At 52.6% G+C, this 18398-nt stretch carries 19 protein-coding genes; all 19 read right to left on the reverse strand.

Going from position 1 to position 18398, the window contains the following annotated elements:
• Window positions 1-7: 7 nt before the first annotated feature.
• Window positions 8-1822 carry a VirD4-like conjugal transfer protein, CD1115 family gene (locus LJD61_RS11140; RefSeq protein WP_255227618.1) on the reverse strand — a complete coding sequence of 605 codons (1815 nt, stop codon included), beginning with the start codon at window positions 1820-1822 and terminating at the stop codon, window positions 8-10.
• A 13-nt stretch (window positions 1823-1835) separates the two neighbouring features.
• Window positions 1836-3266, reverse strand: coding sequence for a DUF3991 domain-containing protein (locus tag LJD61_RS11145; protein ID WP_255227619.1), 1431 nt, complete (start codon window positions 3264-3266; stop codon window positions 1836-1838).
• A 163-nt stretch (window positions 3267-3429) separates the two neighbouring features.
• Complete coding sequence (gene mobP3, locus LJD61_RS11150; protein ID WP_255227620.1) at window positions 3430-6024, reverse strand: MobP3 family relaxase; 2595 nt, start codon at window positions 6022-6024, stop codon at window positions 3430-3432.
• Window positions 6025-6026: 2 nt separating this feature from the next.
• On the reverse strand, window positions 6027-6434 hold the full coding sequence (locus tag LJD61_RS11155) for a hypothetical protein (protein ID WP_255227621.1): 408 nt from the start codon (window positions 6432-6434) through the stop codon (window positions 6027-6029).
• Window positions 6435-6854: 420 nt separating this feature from the next.
• The gene (locus tag LJD61_RS11160) at window positions 6855-7109 is read right to left on the reverse strand and encodes a DUF6103 family protein (protein WP_255227622.1); all 255 of its coding nucleotides are present in this window, start codon (window positions 7107-7109) and stop codon (window positions 6855-6857) included.
• Window positions 7110-7124: 15 nt separating this feature from the next.
• On the reverse strand, window positions 7125-7496 hold the full coding sequence (locus tag LJD61_RS11165; protein WP_255227623.1) for a DUF3846 domain-containing protein: 372 nt from the start codon (window positions 7494-7496) through the stop codon (window positions 7125-7127).
• A 154-nt stretch (window positions 7497-7650) separates the two neighbouring features.
• Window positions 7651-7944: a plasmid segregation centromere-binding protein ParR gene (locus tag LJD61_RS11170; RefSeq protein WP_255227624.1), complete on the reverse strand. Its 294-nt coding sequence runs from the start codon at window positions 7942-7944 to the stop codon at window positions 7651-7653.
• A gap of 4 nt (window positions 7945-7948) precedes the next feature.
• On the reverse strand, window positions 7949-8830 hold the full coding sequence (locus tag LJD61_RS11175) for a ParM/StbA family protein (RefSeq protein ID WP_255227625.1): 882 nt from the start codon (window positions 8828-8830) through the stop codon (window positions 7949-7951).
• Between the two features lie 28 nt (window positions 8831-8858).
• Window positions 8859-9218: a DUF6103 family protein gene (locus LJD61_RS11180; protein WP_255227626.1), complete on the reverse strand. Its 360-nt coding sequence runs from the start codon at window positions 9216-9218 to the stop codon at window positions 8859-8861.
• 14 nt (window positions 9219-9232) lie between these two features.
• A complete protein-coding gene (locus tag LJD61_RS11185) occupies window positions 9233-9817 on the reverse strand; it encodes a DUF6329 domain-containing protein (protein ID WP_255227627.1) in 585 nt (194 codons plus the stop codon).
• 5 nt (window positions 9818-9822) lie between these two features.
• Complete coding sequence (locus LJD61_RS11190; RefSeq protein WP_255227628.1) at window positions 9823-10968, reverse strand: hypothetical protein; 1146 nt, start codon at window positions 10966-10968, stop codon at window positions 9823-9825.
• Between the two features lie 6 nt (window positions 10969-10974).
• Window positions 10975-11478 carry a gamma-glutamylcyclotransferase family protein gene (locus LJD61_RS11195; protein ID WP_255227629.1) on the reverse strand — a complete coding sequence of 168 codons (504 nt, stop codon included), beginning with the start codon at window positions 11476-11478 and terminating at the stop codon, window positions 10975-10977.
• 19 nt (window positions 11479-11497) lie between these two features.
• Complete coding sequence (locus LJD61_RS11200) at window positions 11498-12547, reverse strand: amidoligase family protein (RefSeq protein ID WP_255227630.1); 1050 nt, start codon at window positions 12545-12547, stop codon at window positions 11498-11500.
• A gap of 18 nt (window positions 12548-12565) precedes the next feature.
• On the reverse strand, window positions 12566-14395 hold the full coding sequence (locus LJD61_RS11205; RefSeq protein ID WP_255227631.1) for a VirB4 family type IV secretion system protein: 1830 nt from the start codon (window positions 14393-14395) through the stop codon (window positions 12566-12568).
• Window positions 14396-14419: 24 nt separating this feature from the next.
• Entirely contained in the window at window positions 14420-15010 is a 591-nt protein-coding gene (locus tag LJD61_RS11210) for a hypothetical protein (protein WP_255227632.1), read from the reverse strand.
• Entirely contained in the window at window positions 15007-15273 is a 267-nt protein-coding gene (locus tag LJD61_RS11215; protein WP_255227633.1) for a hypothetical protein, read from the reverse strand. The genes LJD61_RS11210 and LJD61_RS11215 overlap by 4 nt, the downstream gene beginning before the upstream one ends.
• Complete coding sequence (locus LJD61_RS11220) at window positions 15249-17087, reverse strand: DNA cytosine methyltransferase (RefSeq protein WP_255227634.1); 1839 nt, start codon at window positions 17085-17087, stop codon at window positions 15249-15251. Before LJD61_RS11220 ends, LJD61_RS11215 begins: the two co-directional genes overlap by 25 nt.
• Window positions 17084-17488 carry a DUF7768 domain-containing protein gene (locus LJD61_RS11225; protein WP_255227635.1) on the reverse strand — a complete coding sequence of 135 codons (405 nt, stop codon included), beginning with the start codon at window positions 17486-17488 and terminating at the stop codon, window positions 17084-17086. The genes LJD61_RS11220 and LJD61_RS11225 overlap by 4 nt, the downstream gene beginning before the upstream one ends.
• Window positions 17485-18381: a conjugal transfer protein TrbL family protein gene (locus LJD61_RS11230; RefSeq protein ID WP_255227636.1), complete on the reverse strand. Its 897-nt coding sequence runs from the start codon at window positions 18379-18381 to the stop codon at window positions 17485-17487. The genes LJD61_RS11225 and LJD61_RS11230 overlap by 4 nt, the downstream gene beginning before the upstream one ends.
• Window positions 18382-18398 lie beyond the last annotated feature (17 nt).

The raw sequence follows: 18398 nt of genomic DNA on the forward strand, positions 1-18398 counted from the left end.
TCACCTCCTACTCAATCCGAACAGGTGCTTTTGCCCTGGACGGCATATCCAGCTCCATAGCCTGCGAATGCAGAAGCCCGCCCGTCGCAGCCGCTTCTGTATCTTCTTCCGGCACATCCACATATGCGGAATGACGGCGTATTATTTCTTCCTCTACCTTTCGCCTGTCAGCATATTTAACCACTCTGGCAGATTGCTCGGCAATATCATAAGGCTTGCCGAAGGTGATCCCCCATTCCGTAAACAGCTTCAAGCGAGTACGCATGGGGTAAGCTCCGGTCTTTGTGACGATAAAATGCCCCTTGGGCATTGACTTTAACTCATCCGGCGTCATCAGCGGTCGCTCAATCATCTGCAGACTCTGCGACGGATCATTTTTCCCCCGGCTGACCGAGCCGCTCATAACAGTCTTGCTTCCCATGGCTTTTGATAAAATTTGCGCTGATTCGCTATTGGGAGCAAAGCCGCCGAACACCGTGTCCTGGCAGTTGTCGATGATGATGGAGGAGCCTTCTCTGCCATAGTTTTTCTCCAGCTGCGCGAAGCTCTGTATGATGGCGACGATGGACACCCGGCGTGAGCGGCTGGCGCTGAACATCATCTCGGCAGACTCTATTTTTGGTATAGTTCCGATTTCATCGAGGAACATCATCACGCGGTTGGGAAGCTTTCCACCATGCTCGTCGGCCACCGATAGAATCTCACGGTAGAGCTGCTGGACGATCAGGCTGATAATGAAATACTTTGTGTTATCTTCCTCCGGCATTACCAGGAATATTGCACTTTTGTTTGTACAAAACTTCTCCGCATCAATTGCCGTGTCAAAGCACAGAATTTGTTCCAGCTCAGAATCCAGAAACGAATTGAGCCTTGACAGCGCCGTAGAAAGAACACTCTGCATGGCTTGCTCCGCAGTATTGAGTGCCGCCCCAGCGAACCACTTGGTCTTGTGCTCATCCGGCAGATGGGCAAGGAGCAACTGAAACAAAGTCCTGCCCTTGACGCCGCTGGGAGCCAGCAGATCCTGAATGAGCTTGAACACGGATACAATGTGCCTCTGGTTCGGTTCACAATATTCCGCTATAAGCAGGATCACGGAGGTCAGCAGACCTTCCGCCGCGTCATAGAAGAAAGCGTTTTGTCCAGCCATAGCAGAATCAAAGCCTCCGGAGGATATGATGGTCTTGGCGGTGATCTTGGCATACTTCTCCGCTCTGGCCTTGTACGCAAGGTTCTCCGGATTTTTCAGGTAAGCGTCCATATAGCGGTTGACCAAATGGAGCAGATTGTTTCCGTCCGAGCGGGTGGGGTTTCTCAGGTCTATGACGGCTACATCATAGCCGTAATGCTCTTTTGCGATACCGGCGTAGTTTCTGTAGAGGTCGCCCTTGGTGTCTGTAGTCACGAAGCTCATACCGCAGGCGCAGGCGTATTCAAGATTGGGATAGAGAAAGTTGGCGGTCTTACCGACGCCAGCCGCTCCGATCATCAGACAGTGGATATCATTATCATCCACCAGCGCGTATCCGTGAGGCGCGGCATCGTCAAACAGCGACGCTTTCCTCCAGCCGACTATGAGTCCCTGCTCCTTCGGCAGCCTTTCTCCCTTGCGCCATTTCTCTGGCTCATACGGCACTTCGGTATATGTCTTTTTTATCTCCTGCTTTGTCGACCAACGGGCCGTACCGTGCTGACCATCGCCTACTGTTCTGCTTTTAATGCCGTTTAAAGTGTAGTAATGCGCTATGAGCGATAACAGCCCGATAACGCCGAACATGGTCAGTCCCGCAGCAATCAGGATGATAATTTGTGATGCATGCAATTAGATTCCCCCTTTACATGGCTATAATAAAATTTGCCTGCTCCTGTGCCGGAAGCATCTTCGGCATTTCCAGCTCGACAAAGAGCAGCGCTTTGACACAGTCCAGCGCAAGGCGCTGATAGGAGGACAGGAGCTTTTCCTTATCCTCCAATGTACGGATGCCCGATGCCTGGAGCTGGTGGCCGATGTCCGAAACATCTTGGCTTATATGTTCTGTCTTAGTCCTGAGCCAGCCTCTATCCTCATGGGGATGGTAGCTTTCCCGCAGCTTTTGGATGAGCTGCTCCATTGTCACAGGCCGTTCCATCTGATGAAGCTGCCTGTGCATGAGAACCAAAGAACCCACCGCCATACACTGCAGGCATTCCCGAACAGCCTCCGCGTTCTCCGTCGCTGACTTGCCGGATGCCAAAAACGGCTCCGCCGTTTCATAACACTCCGACAGGAAGGAATGCAGGTCTTTTTGTGCTGAAAGGACTTTGCACAAATCGTGCAGCACGGCAATAACCGCTGGCAACAGCACTAGCTTGGGATGCTCCTGTGCCGGAATTGGACTGACGCCATTTCTGGCTTTCAAATCCTCGTTCCAGTCCTTATTCTGCGACTGCATTACAGAAATTCCCGCGTAACCCTTGCCCGACAGAATATCCTTCAGGCGGCCAGTGGCTTCGATGCCAGCTTCGTCATGGTCCATGCACAGCACGACATTTTTCAGATGAGAATTCAGCTCCAGCTGACGAAGCATGGCGTGTTCCGAGACACCGTCCAGTGTTACATAGCTGTGCCGCTGCCAGCCGTTCTTGTTCAGCGTGATGAAGGACAGCATATCTACCGGCGCCTCGAACACATGGAGGACGCCGCTCTCTCCAATCCAGTGAAAGCTATATTTCGGATCGCTGCCCTCCACGTTACCTTTATAGGGTTCTCCCTGCGTATAGGTACCGCGCTTATGAGCGTGGCGAGCGACGCCCTTTTCATCCAGCCCCACAAATACTGCGTTGTGGTATTCCTTATCCTCATATACCAGCTTTTCATGAGCGAAATGAGACAACACATCTCTATCAATAAAACGCTGCTTGATAAGGTAAGCAAACACACGGCGCATATCCGGATTGGCCTCAGGCAGTGCGAAGTCCTTTCGGGGAGCAGGAGCACTTTTGGAGGTCTGGTTCCACTCTGCGCCGGACTCGCCGCCTAAGAGGAGTGTCACCGCTTCAGGAAAGCTCAGGTCAAAAAATTGCTGAACGAAATCGATGGCACGACCGCCCTCCTTACGGCTGTGGCGGAACCACTCATTGCCTCGCACAGTCACGCTGTCGAAGCGCTTCCAGCGCCACTCCCGTCCGGAGCGAATGAGCTGCTCACCCTGCCGCTGGAGGAAATCCACCAGGTCGACAGAGTTCGCTCGCTGCTTTTGTTCGTCTGTAAAATGAATATATGCCATACTGCAGATCCTCCTTAGTCAGCGTTTGCGCTTACTGCACCGGCGAAAAAAAGCCACCCGCCGATGAGCGGATGGCTTGAATGACGCCGGTTTTATTTTTTCAGGGATTGGTTCTTTTTTCCGTGGATATTTTAAATGTTGCCTCTGCATGGGAGCCCTCCTTTTAATATGTTGTTTGTCTGAGCTCGTGATCGTCCGGCGCATGCCCCTGGGCGATCTTCTTCTCTCGTATTTTTCTGCGGAGCTTGCTGTCTGTCTGCATGCCGGGACCGCTGGAGAGCCTTTTCTGCTCGTCACGGAATATCCGGCTTAAATGATGCAGAAGCCTCGTTGCCGCCAGAAAGAGGGAAGGATCACGGAAGGAGTCCGGATGATCAAGGAAAAACCGAGCATAAATGTTGCCCTGTTCAGCCGAGAGGGTGAGCCAGCGCACTGCGGCATCACGGTCACGGGGGACATCTCTGCCTATGAGATATAGCTTCCCAAGAGCATACTGCGCGTACTGGTTACCCAACTCTGCGGATTTGGTCAGCCATTTGACAGCCGCCTCCACATCCTTGGGAATATCCTCTCCGAGCAGATAGAGCTTTCCAAGCTGATACATAGCGAACGAATTGTTCTGTTCCGCCGCTTTCGTGAACAGCTCCACTGCTTTTCCGATATCCTTCGCCACATGAGTACCGTCACGATAGAGCTTGCCAAGGGCATACTGTGCCATGCTGCTGCCGCTATCCGCAGCCTTTGTCAGCCATTCCACAGCCTTCTCCATATTCACATGACCGCTGTCCGTGTCGGAATAAATCCTGCCCAACATATACTGAGCATGGACGTTGCCGAGCCGTGCTGCCTTTTCAAGGTATTCGATGGCTGCCGGTATATCCTTTTCCGTGCCTGTTCCGGTATAAAGCATCTGACCGAGGCGGTATTGGAGCTTATCGTCATGGCTTTGTTCCTCCAGACGCTTGAAACCATAATCGGCATTCTTCTCAGTGCCGATACCATCACGGTACATCTTCGCCAGCTCGTAACAGGCATAGGGAACACGCTGGACGGCAGCTTTACCGTAAAGCTGGAACGCCATTTCGTAGTCCTGGCTCACACCCTGCCCTCGGTAGTACAGACCGGCAAGAGAATATTGGGCATACTTGTGATTTCGGGAAGCTGCCATTTCAAACCAGCCTGCCGCTTCTGCATAATCCTGTTCTGTTCCGAGACCGGCCGCATGCATTTTCCCGATGCGGTATTCCACATACCGGCTTTTCCTGTTCGCTTCGATATCCATAAATGCGGAAAAAGCTTTTTCATACCACATAAATGCGATATCCGTATCCATACTGACGCCAAGACCGTCAGCATACATCCTGCCGAGGTCATGCATGGCAAGAGCATTTCCAGCTTCGGCTTCCTCCAAAAACAAACGTAGAGCCTGTATAAAGTCAGGCTCCGTATCGTTGCCGCCATAAAGGAAAGTACGGGCCTCTTTGTAGCGGTCGCTCCATTTGATATGGGGATTTCCGGCATCAGCTTCATCATCCTCCGGAGCCTCATCAATAGCCTCTTGGTATTCATCTGCCGGCAAAGGAGAATCGGATTCCACTGAGGCTTGAAGCTCGTCCGCCGACTCGTCACCCTCGAAGGTGAAATGGTGACCGCCGATGTTCATCGCCTCGGTAATCACCATGTTTTTAATGTGCTTGAATTCCTTTTGCTGTGAAAGCGAAACGGAACCGGGAAGCTTATCCATGTATGTGCTCAGGACTTCATTGCGAAGCTCCTGCCATTTTGCGTAAGCTTCGGCGACACGAGCGTCCTTCGCCAACTCATCGACAATTTTATCCACGGCGGTTTTCAGAGGCGCTTTGAGATAGCCGTATTGCTTTTTGCCGGAGGTATGCTTCAGCCTCTCTGCCAGATATGAGAGCAGAGCCTCCATGGTTTCACTTTCGCATAAGCTTCCGCTCATCCTGCCGATGATTTCTTTTAAGACTTCGCGGCTTTTCTCAGCAAGCTCATTCCTCTGAGTGGTCTGCTCGGAATATATCTGAATCAAATCCTGCTGAAAAATCTCCCTTGCCATACTGCTTCGCATTTTATCAATAGCTGACTTTGTGACATATCCCTCACGAGGATTGATAGAATACACCAGCATGTGACAGTGAGGATGATGCCCCTCGTTATGAAAGGCTGCGTACCAGCGCAGGTTCTCCGGAGCAATCTTCATCTGCTCGGCAAACATATTCCGCTGCTTGCGGATGAGAGCCATCCACGCGGCGGCATTATCATATCCCAGCCGCGCGGCGTCCTTCCGCCGCAGAGAAATGATAGGTGTCCACACATTACCTGCATGCTCAGCAATCTCCGACATCACTCTTGACAGTACCAGCGGAGTACCTGCGTCACTAAACAGTCCGTGATTCCCCAGCTTCTCCGCGCGGGGACGGGTGGCGATGTAATTGACGTAGACTTCTTGATGGGACAACTGATCCAGATTCTGGTCCAGCACCGCACTAATGAATTCTGATGCAGTTTCCATAGTCGGCTGTTTCATGTAATCCTCATATTCGAACAAGTCAACCGAGTCGGGGAACTGCGAGAGGATATCCGTAATGAACTGCTCCTGTTTTTGTGTTGCAGGCAGCATCCGTATGTCCGGTGAGATTTTTTCCACTCCTTCCCTCGTAGCAATGTACTCTACCACGTTTTCCAGATGCACCGCAGAGTTTTTTATATATCGGCATTTGAAAATAATCCTTGGCATGGCTATTCACCCTTTTGGAATTTAGCCACATCCTCAAAGTTCACAGCGCCGATGGATTTTTTCACATCGGAAACGCATTTTCCGCGCAAGCGCCGCAGGGTATTTTCATCCACGTCTGCGGTGGATGCCAGGATATTCATCATCATGGACATCTCTACAGCCAGCTTGAACATCACGCGGGCGATGCGGTTTTCTGTCGTACTGACGATACCGGACATCGCCGAAGTGATAGCGGTCGGTAAAAACATTGCGCCTTTCTCACCCGCAATGTACCCGCTGTAAAGACGGACAGCTTTTTCAATGAATTCGCTCCTGCTTTTGCAGTTGTCCATTTCTAAAAGCGCATCCATACATTCAATCGTGCTGGGGTAAAGCCAGACCGGAATGCGGTCTTTGGTTTCTTCCGTCATATGAAGTCCTCCTTTTCTGAAAATGCTCCGGAACCACCCATCGGGTGTACCCCGGAAAAGCCTTAATTTTTCTGCGTTTAGGTCGATTCATAAGAGTTCCCAACCACCTGAAAGGTGACCAAAACCTATATCAGGTGTACCTTAGTGAACGTCCCCGACCCGCGTTGCGGGGCGGTGTGAGGGGGCAGGAGGTCGCATAGCGACCACCTACCTTTAACCCGCATGGAATTCAACCCCTCGGTTCACCCCTCAAAGCGGCTTTTATGAGGCTCTGTCCGGAGGATGGTTTTTGTCCTCTCAAGCTCCGTAACAAAGCCTCAACAAAAGGCGTTGTCCTGCCCACAAGTGTTACGATGCCACCCCTGCTGTCAAAACGCGACACAGGGGCACACAGGCGGCAACACGCGCGTTTGCAAGTTGTTATTTCTCACTGTCCGTATCTGGACTACTCTGTCCTGAAGAAGCTGTTGGGCGGGTGCTGCGCATAGGGGCGTCCGTCACGCTTTTATCCCGGCTTTCGATGTACTCCCGGACAGGAGCGGGAACGTGCTTTTCATACAGTGTTTGCAGCAAAGTGTCTAGTTCGGCCTGCAGTTCTGTTTCATCCTTCATGTACTGGTGGATAGCACGAAGCTTTTCAGCTTCAAAGCTGATCTGTACATTAGTTTTTTTCATGAAGCTTTACTCCTTTCATACGCTAAAATCTAATGAAAATATAGTGGAAGCATCCTCCACCTGTTCCTGGGTGAAGGCTTCCGGCTTTTGAAATCGATCACTGTACTGCCGGATTTTGTCCTCAGTCAGCGACACAAAATCCCCATCATCATTGCTGCCAGCTACAAAAAATGTACCAGCAATGATGTCGTTTCCAAGAGAACGGTTGCCGGGAAGCCCGAGCAGCTTTCCCTCTTCATTGCAGACCAGCACAACATAATCCTCCAGATATACCGTTTCAATATATCCTCCAACCGCCTTCTGCAATCCTTCCAAGGTGTTTTCAACATCAGCAGGATAGGGTTCCTTCATCGGTTCCACCATTATCACCTTTATCGTTTTCTCCATGTTCGCCTCCTAAATACTTATTGTCATGCTCCGGGTTTCCTCCGGATCTTCTGGTTGCTCCTGATGCACAGGTGTTGTTTGCAGAAAAGTGAGCCATGATGGTGTACTTTTCAGCCATCTGGTATAAGGGCGGCAGGAAAGTGAGCCAACATGGTTACAATTCCTCCAGGGCATGTATAAGACTGCCGGGAAGATCGGACAGCTGAACACTGGCATCCGTTTCCTCCGGCAGTGTGGTTTGCTGCTGCAGTTTGACATTTTGCAGCACATCCCTGACCGCTTTCCGTACAATCTGCTCCAGAATTTCAGACTGATGTGCCGTCAGGATGCTATTGACCACGTACTCGGTGCGCTGCCTGCTGGCCTGCTGTGCAAAGAGCGCCTCGGCCTCCCGATGCCTTGGGTTGTCCATATCGAAGGATAAATAATATCGTTTTCGCTCGGACATAAGCTCACCCCATCAGGAGCTTGTAGCCGTCCGCGTTGGCGAACCGGTTCAGCACCGCCACCGTATTGAGGCTGTTTTCGTACAGCCTGGGTTCCAGCAGCTCTGCACCGCCCCCCGCGAACACCATAGGCAGCCGCAGATCCAGACCTCGCTCACGGAGCGCATTGAACAGCTCCTTGCAATAGGCGGTCACGGTCTGCTCCACAACAGCTCCAATCAACTTACTTTCGGTATGCTGGATCTCCCCGCGGATAGCATCCGTGACGAGTCCATCCGACAGGAGAATGTCACTGCGCTGGAGCGCATCCTGAATCCGGCTGTACAGGGTGATGGTACCCATGCGGAGACTGGCACAGCTTGATCTGTCAAGCCGGAAATCATGAAGTGTGAGAATATCCACCGTGTACCCGCCGATGTCCACCAGCGTGATGCTTCGGTAATCCTTTAGCTGCGAATAATACCTGCACAGCGCCGCATGCCCCTGTGCGAACACCTTGCATTCGGCAATACGGCAGCGATAGAATGCCCCCTCGAACCGGAACGAGATGTTGTCACGCAGGAAATATCGCCTGAAGGCTTCCTTCTGTGTGCCATAGCTGTCAATGGGCAGCCCCACGCCAAGAGCGATTTCTGCATTGGTTATCCCTGCTTTTTTCATGGCTTCCGCAATTGCCGGGAGCGTCAGAATAAACGTATCCGGCTCCCTGGTCTTGTCCTGCTGAAAACGCAGACGACGCTCACCGATGGCGTAATACTTGCCCTCGAAAAAGAGCTGCATCTCCGGCATAATGAATTCTTTGTCACTTGCGGCATACCCGGAGGCATAAATCATCCCCTCCGAGGATTTGGTGTTGTAGTTTCCGTTGTCCACACCAAGCTTTATCATAATCATCACCTTCTTTCTTTTCTGCAGTTTACATGCTCATGGTCATGCCCTGCGCTTCTTCCTCGGCAGGGGCTTCAGTCTCTGACTGAGCCTCCGAAGAGGGAGGTGCTTCTGCTGCAGCCTGTTCCCGCTGGCGACGGGAAGCACGAGGCTGACGCTCCCTCGGAGCAGGAGTCGATTGGGTTTCCGCTGTCTGTTCCTGAGTCGTTTCCAGCTCCAAACGGCTTTCCACATACTCGCGGACATTGAGGGGAACCAGCCGTTCATAGGTCTTGTTGAGGTAATCCTTCAGCTCCTGTTCGATGGTTTGATCCTTCTTCTCCATGAAAAAACGGAGGGCATCCAGCCTCTCCGAAGGGAAGGGAATCTTTAATTCGGTTGTACTCATTTTCGTTTCCTCCTTTATAAATTCATTTGCATCTCAGATGAGAGCTTTTCGCTTTCATCGAGGTTGGGGCAATAGTCAAGATAGAACACCATATCAAAGCCATCCTCCATCGGTTCGATCTCCGCCATCTCCGGCCTTGCTTCGAGGATTTTCAGGAGCATGGAGCCGACGCCGTTGTTAGGCGAAACGGGAACATGATACCGCTCCTGTAGCTCGTCAAAGTAAATTGACCACGTTCCGTTAGAGGTGCTTTGCGTACCCTCCTTAATGATTTGATCAGCCAGATTGTTAAGGCGTGCAGCCACGAATTCACGAGCCCCCGGCATATAGCTGGAGTATCTGGCATAGTTATATCCCTCCGCTTCGATCAGGACACCGTCAGAGGAACCATCGCCCAGCACCAGTAGACAGTGGAACACTCCATTTTCGTCCCGGTGCATGAGGTCGGTATTCTCAGCAATAAAGGGCATATCCCGGAGCGGAGCGGATTTGAAATACTTGTATTCGGCTTCCGGAAGCTCGACGATTTTTTCGATTACGCAGTCCGAGGCGGGGTAATCGCTCGCCTTGCGTTCTAAGATTGCTTGCAGCTTCAGCATGATTTTCACTCTCCTATGTTGTAGTTGATGTAGGGAATTTCGAGCCACGCCGACCATGAACGGTCGGCGAGCTTGGTTTTTACGACGCCGTATTTGGTTCCCATGGCTTCGATGACCTTGCCGTTTCCGACATAGATTCCGATATGTCCCGGCTTCCAAACAGCAAGTCCGGGGATATCAGGCATGGTGTTCATCGAACCGGAAACCGCTGCGTTTCTATACATACTATCCGCACCGATATCCGGCATACCGTTGGTTCCATAATCGATTGCCATCGTGTCAGGGTCGAGCCAGCCATAGCCTTTGATCAGTCCGACGCAGTCCGTTGTCCTGCCTCCGAGCCAATTGCTTCGGATGAATTCCTTGTAGTTACCCACGCCGTCAGGGTACTGCTCCAGCTTGGAACTGAACAGCGAATCCGTGAGGACGTCGCCGTATGTACCCCAGACATAACCCCATCCGGCTTCAAAGGCTTGCTCGGCATAGGCAGCCAGATCCAGATTGTTCTTGGTCGACGGGTCTGTGAACGAGGAAATATCCAGCACGGTACTCCCTGTACCGCCGCGTTCAATCTCGCCGGTAAACAGCCCCGCGCCGCCGAATGCAATCCTTTCATAAATTTTCTGAGCGTTGGCTTTGACCTCGGAGGTCACCGCGAATCCCAGCCGGAACGACCTTTGATATGCGGTTTCCAGGCTGGCGGGAACAGCAGAGCCATCCTCGGCGGTAACGAAGCAATCGACAAAGTTGCGGGCTTCGGCTGCGGATAAGAACAGATTTTCAGCGCCGAAATTCAGAGAATAAAAAAGGGACTTGATGCGGATATTGTCCAAAGCGCCACCCTCCATACGGGCTTCAGCCTCGGATATGGCTTTGTCCAGAACAGTGAAGCATCCGTTCATTTCGCTGATGTGCGAGGTGTAATCGGCAGGCATGGCCGCAGGAATGTTGCCGCCGTTAAAAGACAGATCGATAGCGGCTTTGTTGTGGTCGGAGCCTGCTGAGAGGATGCTGGCTATCATTACGACAATCAGGATGATGGGCGTCAGGATGGAAGCGATGACCACGCCGATTGTTTTCCACGTCCGCTTGTCGGTGGCAAGAGCAACGGCGGCTTTGACCGCCATGGCAATGGTTGCGGGATCTGCCATTGCTGATCACCACCATTTCATGTCGAACAGCGTGCCCTGATCCGGCTCCCGTTCCTGCTGCTCTTTCGCCAGACGGATGGACTTCTCCACGGCCTGCTCCAGAAATTCCGTGTCAAAGCCTGCCGCCTTATACCCATCCATGATGGTGTCGAGGTAATAATCCGAAGGTGAACCGAAGGGATGCCCGTCGTTCATGATGTAGACCATGGTAGGGATCGTCTTGCCCTTCAGCTCTACGGGCAGTATTTCCTTGCGGTAAAAGGACGGAAATCCCTCATAGCGGTCGAGAGCCTGCAGGTCGCGCTCCTTCAGCTTCCACAGGAGAACAGGGACGCTGGAGCCTTTAAGCGGTTCCACAGTAGCGACTGAGCTTTTCCGTCCGCCCCTGAACAGCAGCTCATAATCCTTGATTTCGCTGGCGCCGACCACTTTGGCTGTCGGGCAGCGGAACGCCATCTGCGGCAGATTCAGGTTGCTACCGTAGGCGATATACAGGGTTTCGGGTTTCATATTTCTTCATTCCTCCTTGCTACATTGACATGGAAAGGCCGGGGCTTTCGTCTGCCACCCCGGCCTGTTCCTGTTCGTTTTCAGTTGTCTGCTCCTGCTGTTCCGCCGCTTGAGCCGCTTCCGCCAGCTCTTTTTCTTTTTTCTGCCTTAATCGTTCCTTTTGCTGGAGCGCCTGCGCCGGGTCCTTCCAGGCAATGCATCCGTCGAGATGCTCCAGCAGATGAAGCCGGGCGGTCTTGAATTCATCGCCGATAAGTCCCAGCCGCAGGAGCCAGGTGCGGAAGGTATATTTCTCGTTGGTGCTGTGTGTTTTCTGGCGGCTGGCGCACCGCTGGTTCAGAGCCTGGGCTGAGATGGCGAGGCAGAGCTGGATGTACGCCTTGATTTTTCCTGCGTGAGTGGTGGAATTAAAGAGCCGGAACTCAACAGTACCCTTCTGGAACACGCTGTGAAGGTTCAGGCAGTGATAGCGGCTGTCATGATAATGCTCATGGCGCCCATCGTTACCGTTGTACCAGATGCGGCTGACCGCATCCAGCGTCCGGGGCTTTTTGCGGTTCAGTTCTTCGAGAAAGCTCTGCTCAACCTTTTTACAATACTGCCGCTCTCTCGCCACCTCCACCTGCATTGCCTTGTAAATCAGATCCTCTTTGGATGCCATGATGTTGGTGATGTTTCGCAGGGTGTTGGCATTAAAGGGAGAGGCGTCTATATGAACATGGATACCGCACTTGTTATTCACAATCGCCCCAGCGCCGCGGAGTTTTCTCACAAGCTCCTGTATGGTTTCAATATCTTCGTAGCGGCAGATGGGAGTGACCATCTCGGTTTTATACTCATCAGAGGCTTCTACTATTGTTCTTCCGACCTTCTGCTGGGCAGTGATGCTGCTATCGTAGGTAAAGCTCCACTTGCGGTTTTGTCCATCCAGCGCGGAATATGTTTTGTAAAAACTGCCGTCATAATGGGAAGCTGTACCGAAGTGAGAAGCCGCTATTTCAGACGCTTTTTGCCTTGTTATGCCTGTCATTTCAATTTCTACTCCGAAGCGCTGTTCCTTCATCTCCATGCTTTCTCACCCCTTTCGTCATCGTCCGCCTGCCTTTCCGAAGAGCGCCGCCTTATGTTCAGGAGCCTGAACCACAAGGTTATACCGCTCGTTTCCGCACTTATATAGGCATACGCCCCGCTGGGGATACCGGATAAGGTTGTATTCCGATTCCTCCAGCTGCAGGGAATCCATATAGAAATGCTTGTCGATGTTGCCAGCGTTAAACAGAAAGGCATGAGCCGGAATGGAGAACAGCGGCTTGGTATACTCCCTGATTCCCTCGATATTGAAGTCCTCCAGATTCTGCGAGGAGAGGATTACGGCGCTGTCTTTCTTCCTGACACGTTTCATAAAATTGCGGACATATTCCACGGCAGTCAGGTTGGAGAGGAACAGATAGAACTCGTCGATGCTGGCAGCGGTATTGCCGGTGGTGAGAAGCTCATTGCTCATGTAGGACAGCACATTAAACAGCAGGGCGTTTCTCAGATTTTTGCTGGCCTGCAGAAGCCCCTTGACGCCGAAGGTCACGAACTCGCTGTTCTTTATATTGGTGTACCCGTTAAAGAATTTTGACTCCGCACCTTTGCACAGAGAATGGAGTCCAAGGCAGATTTCCCGCAGGGTATCCGCCGTATAAAGCTGACGGCGGCTTTCGTCAAAGGTCTTGTATTCTTCCTCAATCAGCCCATACAGGTCAGACAGGATGGGGTAATCGTCAGGCTTCAGGCGGTCGAAGTTACTGTGGTCGGTGATGCCCCATTTGTCATAGAGCTTGCTCAGCATGATCTCTATGGTGTCAATCTGACGGTCATCAAAATCCTTATAAGTCCTGAAAAAGTCTTTAAGGAAGCTGATATGCTGACTGAGCTTGGAGGTCTGCCGGAACGCCTGGGGCGCTTCAGCGTCTTTCGGGTCGCCGGTTTCATCCCAGGTCTTTAGCTCCAGGACATTTATGATGTACTCTCCGGTCATCAGGTCGATGAAGCAGCCGCCCAGGTTATTGGTGAGATCCTCGAACTCCATTTCGGGGTCAAGGCAGATGATTCGCATGCCGGATTCCCTGAGATTGCAGAGAATGAGCTTTAGCAGATAGCTCTTGCCCTGACCGGAGTTACCAAGGATGAGGATGTTGGCGTTGGTTTTATCGTCTGCTCGGCGGTTGAAGTCCACGAGGATATTGCTGCCGAATTTGTCCCTGCCGAGGCAGAAGCCGTTGGGGTCTGTCTTACCGCTGTAGTTGAAGGGATAAAGATTGGCGACCGAGCTTGCGGGCAGCACCCGTTCAAATTGATCGCCGAACACGTTCCAGCCGGAGGGCATGACAGAAATAAAGCCCTGCTGCTGTCTGAGGAGGAGCCTGTCCACGTTGAGCTTGCTCCGCACCAACTCGGTCAGCACCTCGGTCTGCAGGAGCTTCAGTTGGTCCGGATCGTGAGAGAACAGCTCAATGTAAACAGCCGCGTGAAGGAGGGGCTCCTTGCTCCGATGCATCTGTGCGACGATGGTTGCCACGTCCTGCAGATTGCTTTCCGCCGTGACCGTCTGCTGTAAATCCTGGGTACTGCTTCGCTGCATCCGGTTTTTGTTGGCGGCGTTTGAAATGATTTTCTTTTCCTCCACGGGAGTCACATGCCGTGTGTATATGTGCAGGGTCACTCCGTCTTTCTCTCCCAGATTTCGGAGGATGGCCTGTTCCTCCGTGGCGGTCGGATACTCCCGTAGTGCCCATACGGAGCGGTAGGTATTGCCGCAAATAAAATAGTCCGTGAAAAATTTAATCACAGACGGGGCGATCATATCGAGGAATTCCTGAATACGGACGTCATCTGTCTGAGGCGTCCGCACCTTGCTTTGATGTGCCATAGGGTTCTCTCCTTTTCATATATTTCATTCATTCAGAACAATCCAGCGCTCTCCGTCGAAGTCCTCAAAGCGCTCCGTCGTGACGTTTTGCTCAAAGTAAATCGCCAGCATGCGTTTGACGTCCTCCCGTTCCGCACGCTTGGAGGAGAAGCCCTGCTCCCGCAGGGTTTTTTCGATACGGTTCAGATAGGGAAACACCTCGGATTCCTTTTCGCCCTTCAGCCGGATGACTACGAGGAATTCTCTGGCCGTCGCCATCTGCACCTGTATCCGGTCAAGGTGGTGGAGGTCATGCTCCAATAGCCTGCGGACGGCGGGATTGTTCTCCTGCTCCATTCGCTTTTTCAGGAACTGCTTGTTGTCCTCGAAGTTTTCACGGCTGTTCAGGCACAGGAATTCCAGCTCCGCCATCCCCTTGAGGACAGTCATCAAGGCATAGATTCGCGCCGATACGCTTTCCTCTGACAGGACGGAGATGTTGGTGGGTTTGACGATAAAGTACACCAGCTCATCGCCGCGGGCGGTCAAAAGGCTGTAATCGGTAATGCCCTTGGTGTTGATGAGCTGCCGGGTGTATTGCCTTTGCTTTGCCGTCTTTTTTTCTTTTCTGCTCATTGTTTTCCGTACCCCCATTCGTAGGTCTGCTGCTTCGTTATGAAGAAAGCGCAGGCGTATTTTATAAAGTCGAGGATGCTGGTATCCTCAAACCGGATTGTCAGAAAGGCATAGAGGGCTGTGATGACGATGGACGGCAGGAATTTAAGCTGCGCGAGTGCAAACACAGAAAGCAAAAGACCGACGCCGATGACGCCGATATCTCTGAGCTGCCACAGCCACAGCACCGCCTTGGATTTCAGGTTATCGGGGTAGATGTACATTCAGATTCCTCCTGTTCTTTGTTGAATTTTCGTATAAAAAAAGCGATTCCCCGGAGAACATTCTCCACACAGGGAATCGCCACACTGTTACCAAGGGCTTTATACCGTGAGCTGTCCGAGGCGCCGGGGATGCCTGTCCAGTAATCGGGGAAGCCCTGGAGCCTTTCGCATTCCAGAGGCGTGAGCCGCCTAATGAGCTTTCCGATGCGGACGGGATGCACGTTGTTCAGCGAATATCCGCCATCCGTTTTGGACTGGAGCGTTCCGCTTAAATCGCCGTTTTCCGCACCGTTCCGGCAGTCAAGTCCGGCGACGTCCATCTCACACACGAGGTCGGTTGAGTCCTTATATTGCCTTGCGCTCTGCGTGCTGACCACATCGTTGGAGACATATTCGTCACTCCGCTGCTGGGAGAAGACGCAATGCCGGTCTGCGGTATTGAGCGTATAGCTGATGTCCGGCTGGAAGCCTATGCCGTTGCCGCCGTTGTGATCCTGGCGGTCGATGATGTTTCCGGCGATGCAATAGGTTTCTGAATGTGGCATATCGCCACATTCATCCTCGGAATGAACAGCATCTTGTGAGACAAGCGGCACGTTGTTTCCGCCTGTTCCGTACCGTGCGGACATGGTCGGAGCCACTGCATGGGGGCCGGTATATCTGGAATCGATGCCGTGGTTTTCAAACAGAACCGGCTGGTTGTTTCCGCTGGTTCCCGCCGCCGACGTGATGGTCGGACACAGGTTTTCACAGATTTCCGCGCCGCCCTGCTGGCTGCCCAGCACGAGCGGAGGGTGTCCATCCATCTGAGCGCGCAATGTTGCCGTTATATTTTCCGTCACGTCCATGCGGTTGCCGCCTTGATCGTTCAGGCACAGAATACTTGGCACCATGTTGGAGCAGCTCTCGGACGCTTCAGTTTCATTGGGCAGTTGGGCGATGAAGGTTTGCTGCTTCATGCCCGGCTGCGCCTGGATTGCTCCGGACACATCGTGTAGATTCCGCACCTCGTCCCGCTGGTTGCAGGCGAAGGCAACGGGACCGCTATCCGTCATTCTGTCGATCGGATTCCCGCCTGTATCTCCAGTGCCTGCTTCAGAACAGGCGGCAGTTCTTTGCCGCGCTTCTTCGCCCGGCGCAGAATCCCCAAGCAGGCTGTCTTGCTTAAATAATATTTGTGGTGCGGTGTGGCCTCCAAAATCTGTGACAAGATAGATTCTTTTGCGCCTTTGTGGGACGGACCAGTATTGAGCGTCGTATACCCTCCAAGCAAGTGAGAATTGATTTCCCAATATGGCCCCAGCAGACTTCCATACCCCTCCCGGAGGTCGAGGTACAGAAACGGAACTGTCAACAATTCGGCAGGTTTCCTCAAGTACCGCGCGGAAGTCCTCTCCGCCCGCGGAGGAGAAAGCTCCGGGGACATTTTCCCAGACCATATATCTGGGTCTAAGTCGAACAGGGTCAACTGTCCGCTTTCTTCTTGCGTCATGCTCTCTCAACTCCTTTATGACACGAATCTGCTCCATGAACAGGCCGGAGCGCTCGCCCTGAAGTCCGGCACGTTTCCCCGCGACCGATAAATCTTGACATGGCGAACCCCCGCAGACAATGTCCACGGGGGCGAGCTCAGAGCCTTTTAGTTGTGTGATGTCGCCGACATGGAGCATCTCCGGAAACCGTATTTTCGTAACTTCAATGGGAAACGGCTCGATCTCGCTGGCCCATACAGGGGTGAGACCCTGCCGGACGCCTGCCAGCGGAAATCCGCCGATCCCGTCAAACAGGCTTCCGAGGGACAGCGATATGGTCACAATAGCAGCTTCATGTCAGGGGAAGGCGTTTCCTCCGGCATGACTGTTCTTTCTTTAGGATCGTTGTATTTCATGTAACATCTTCCTTGTATCTGTTCTGCGGATATCCTTCTGATGAGAACGTCTAGCCGCTCTGCTTCCGCGATTTCACAGCTCATGCCATGGCTGATACGCGAACCGCATATCCATAGCTCGTCGCATGAAGCCAACACCCGCAGCCCCATTTGAATACCAATCACCCGCTGGGCGGGTATGCTGTCATCCAGTATTTGCGGATATATCAAGTGGACGGCGACAGGCGCACAGCCACGCTCCGCAGCATGAAGGCAGGCATCCTTGGCAAACCTGATGTTGGTTTCAATGTCCCCCGCGTAAGGGGAGCAGATATATACCAGCTTCATTTCGCAGCCACCGCCTTCACCACGGTTCTCGTCATGTTGACGGCGGTCTGCGCCGTATAAACCGCGCTCATCAGATTGCCTTTGGTGCTGGTATCCAGACCGAAGGCTCCGGCGATTCTCGGCACCTCTCCGGCTGCCAGCATCAGCCCAAGCCCAAGCAGGGCGTGATCTTTGACCACCATAAGCCCTGCGATGAGGATTGTGGACTGCAGGAAGGCTGTCAGGCAAAGACCGATAATCTGCTTGCTCCAGCTGACGAAGCCGTCAAGATACCCGCGTGGAACAGAGAACATATACAGGCTGCCGACTGCGATCTGAATGAGCAGGATGCCGCCCCTTTTCAAGTTGGCGAAAAACACCTTGATCACGGCATAGCCCATAAGGATGACGATAAAAAGCATCATGATCGGGCTGGTGACGGAGCCGAAGCCGAAAACGCTTCCCGCGTTTTCAAGGCTTCCGGCCGCACTCAGTTCACTGATGATGTTGCTTGCGATGGTGTCTATTCCAGTGCCGAACCCTGTGATTCCAGCCGTGAGACTGCTCTGCAGGGAGATGGACAGCTTATATAGCTCCACCGGCACGATGGAGAACAAACTGACAGCCATAAAGCCTTTAATGGCATTCATGGCGGCGTCCTTGATGCTGCCCCTGCCGTTCTGGTACTCGATGCCGCACTCAAAGGCCGATACCACCAGACCGGTCCCATAGAGCGCCCAAGCCAGATAAACAAAAAACAGGACGATGGACTTCACCCAGGTCATATCGAACAGGTCAGCGCCCATGTTGTTCATCTCGGTAAAGAAATTACCGAGGAAGCCGATTATCTGACCGTAGAACCAATCGACAATCTGTCCCAGCACGGTGTCGGCGACAAAATCCCATATAAACATGGGTTGTCACCTCCTTT

The organism is Lutispora saccharofermentans, from assembly GCF_024363565.1.
Taxonomy (GTDB): Bacteria; Bacillota; Clostridia; order Lutisporales; family Lutisporaceae; genus Lutispora; species Lutispora saccharofermentans.

What these genes read in the sequence shown, in the direction of transcription:
- LJD61_RS11145 (WP_255227619.1), bottom strand. Translation starts at nt 3,266, where the DNA reads ATGGCATATATTCATTTTACAGACGAACAAAAGCAGCGAGCGAACTCT.
- mobP3 (WP_255227620.1), bottom strand. Translation starts at nt 6,024, where the DNA reads ATGCCAAGGATTATTTTCAAATGCCGATATATAAAAAACTCTGCGGTG.
- LJD61_RS11155 (WP_255227621.1), bottom strand. Translation starts at nt 6,434, where the DNA reads ATGACGGAAGAAACCAAAGACCGCATTCCGGTCTGGCTTTACCCCAGC.
- LJD61_RS11160 (WP_255227622.1), bottom strand. Translation starts at nt 7,109, where the DNA reads ATGAAAAAAACTAATGTACAGATCAGCTTTGAAGCTGAAAAGCTTCGT.
- LJD61_RS11165 (WP_255227623.1), bottom strand. Translation starts at nt 7,496, where the DNA reads ATGGAGAAAACGATAAAGGTGATAATGGTGGAACCGATGAAGGAACCC.
- LJD61_RS11170 (WP_255227624.1), bottom strand. Translation starts at nt 7,944, where the DNA reads ATGTCCGAGCGAAAACGATATTATTTATCCTTCGATATGGACAACCCA.
- LJD61_RS11175 (WP_255227625.1), bottom strand. Translation starts at nt 8,830, where the DNA reads ATGATAAAGCTTGGTGTGGACAACGGAAACTACAACACCAAATCCTCG.
- LJD61_RS11180 (WP_255227626.1), bottom strand. Translation starts at nt 9,218, where the DNA reads ATGAGTACAACCGAATTAAAGATTCCCTTCCCTTCGGAGAGGCTGGAT.
- LJD61_RS11185 (WP_255227627.1), bottom strand. Translation starts at nt 9,817, where the DNA reads ATGCTGAAGCTGCAAGCAATCTTAGAACGCAAGGCGAGCGATTACCCC.
- LJD61_RS11190 (WP_255227628.1), bottom strand. Translation starts at nt 10,968, where the DNA reads ATGGCAGATCCCGCAACCATTGCCATGGCGGTCAAAGCCGCCGTTGCT.
- LJD61_RS11195 (WP_255227629.1), bottom strand. Translation starts at nt 11,478, where the DNA reads ATGAAACCCGAAACCCTGTATATCGCCTACGGTAGCAACCTGAATCTG.
- LJD61_RS11200 (WP_255227630.1), bottom strand. Translation starts at nt 12,547, where the DNA reads ATGGAGATGAAGGAACAGCGCTTCGGAGTAGAAATTGAAATGACAGGC.
- LJD61_RS11205 (WP_255227631.1), bottom strand. Translation starts at nt 14,395, where the DNA reads ATGGCACATCAAAGCAAGGTGCGGACGCCTCAGACAGATGACGTCCGT.
- LJD61_RS11210 (WP_255227632.1), bottom strand. Translation starts at nt 15,010, where the DNA reads ATGAGCAGAAAAGAAAAAAAGACGGCAAAGCAAAGGCAATACACCCGG.
- LJD61_RS11215 (WP_255227633.1), bottom strand. Translation starts at nt 15,273, where the DNA reads ATGTACATCTACCCCGATAACCTGAAATCCAAGGCGGTGCTGTGGCTG.
- LJD61_RS11225 (WP_255227635.1), bottom strand. Translation starts at nt 17,488, where the DNA reads ATGAAGCTGGTATATATCTGCTCCCCTTACGCGGGGGACATTGAAACC.
- LJD61_RS11230 (WP_255227636.1), bottom strand. Translation starts at nt 18,381, where the DNA reads ATGTTTATATGGGATTTTGTCGCCGACACCGTGCTGGGACAGATTGTC.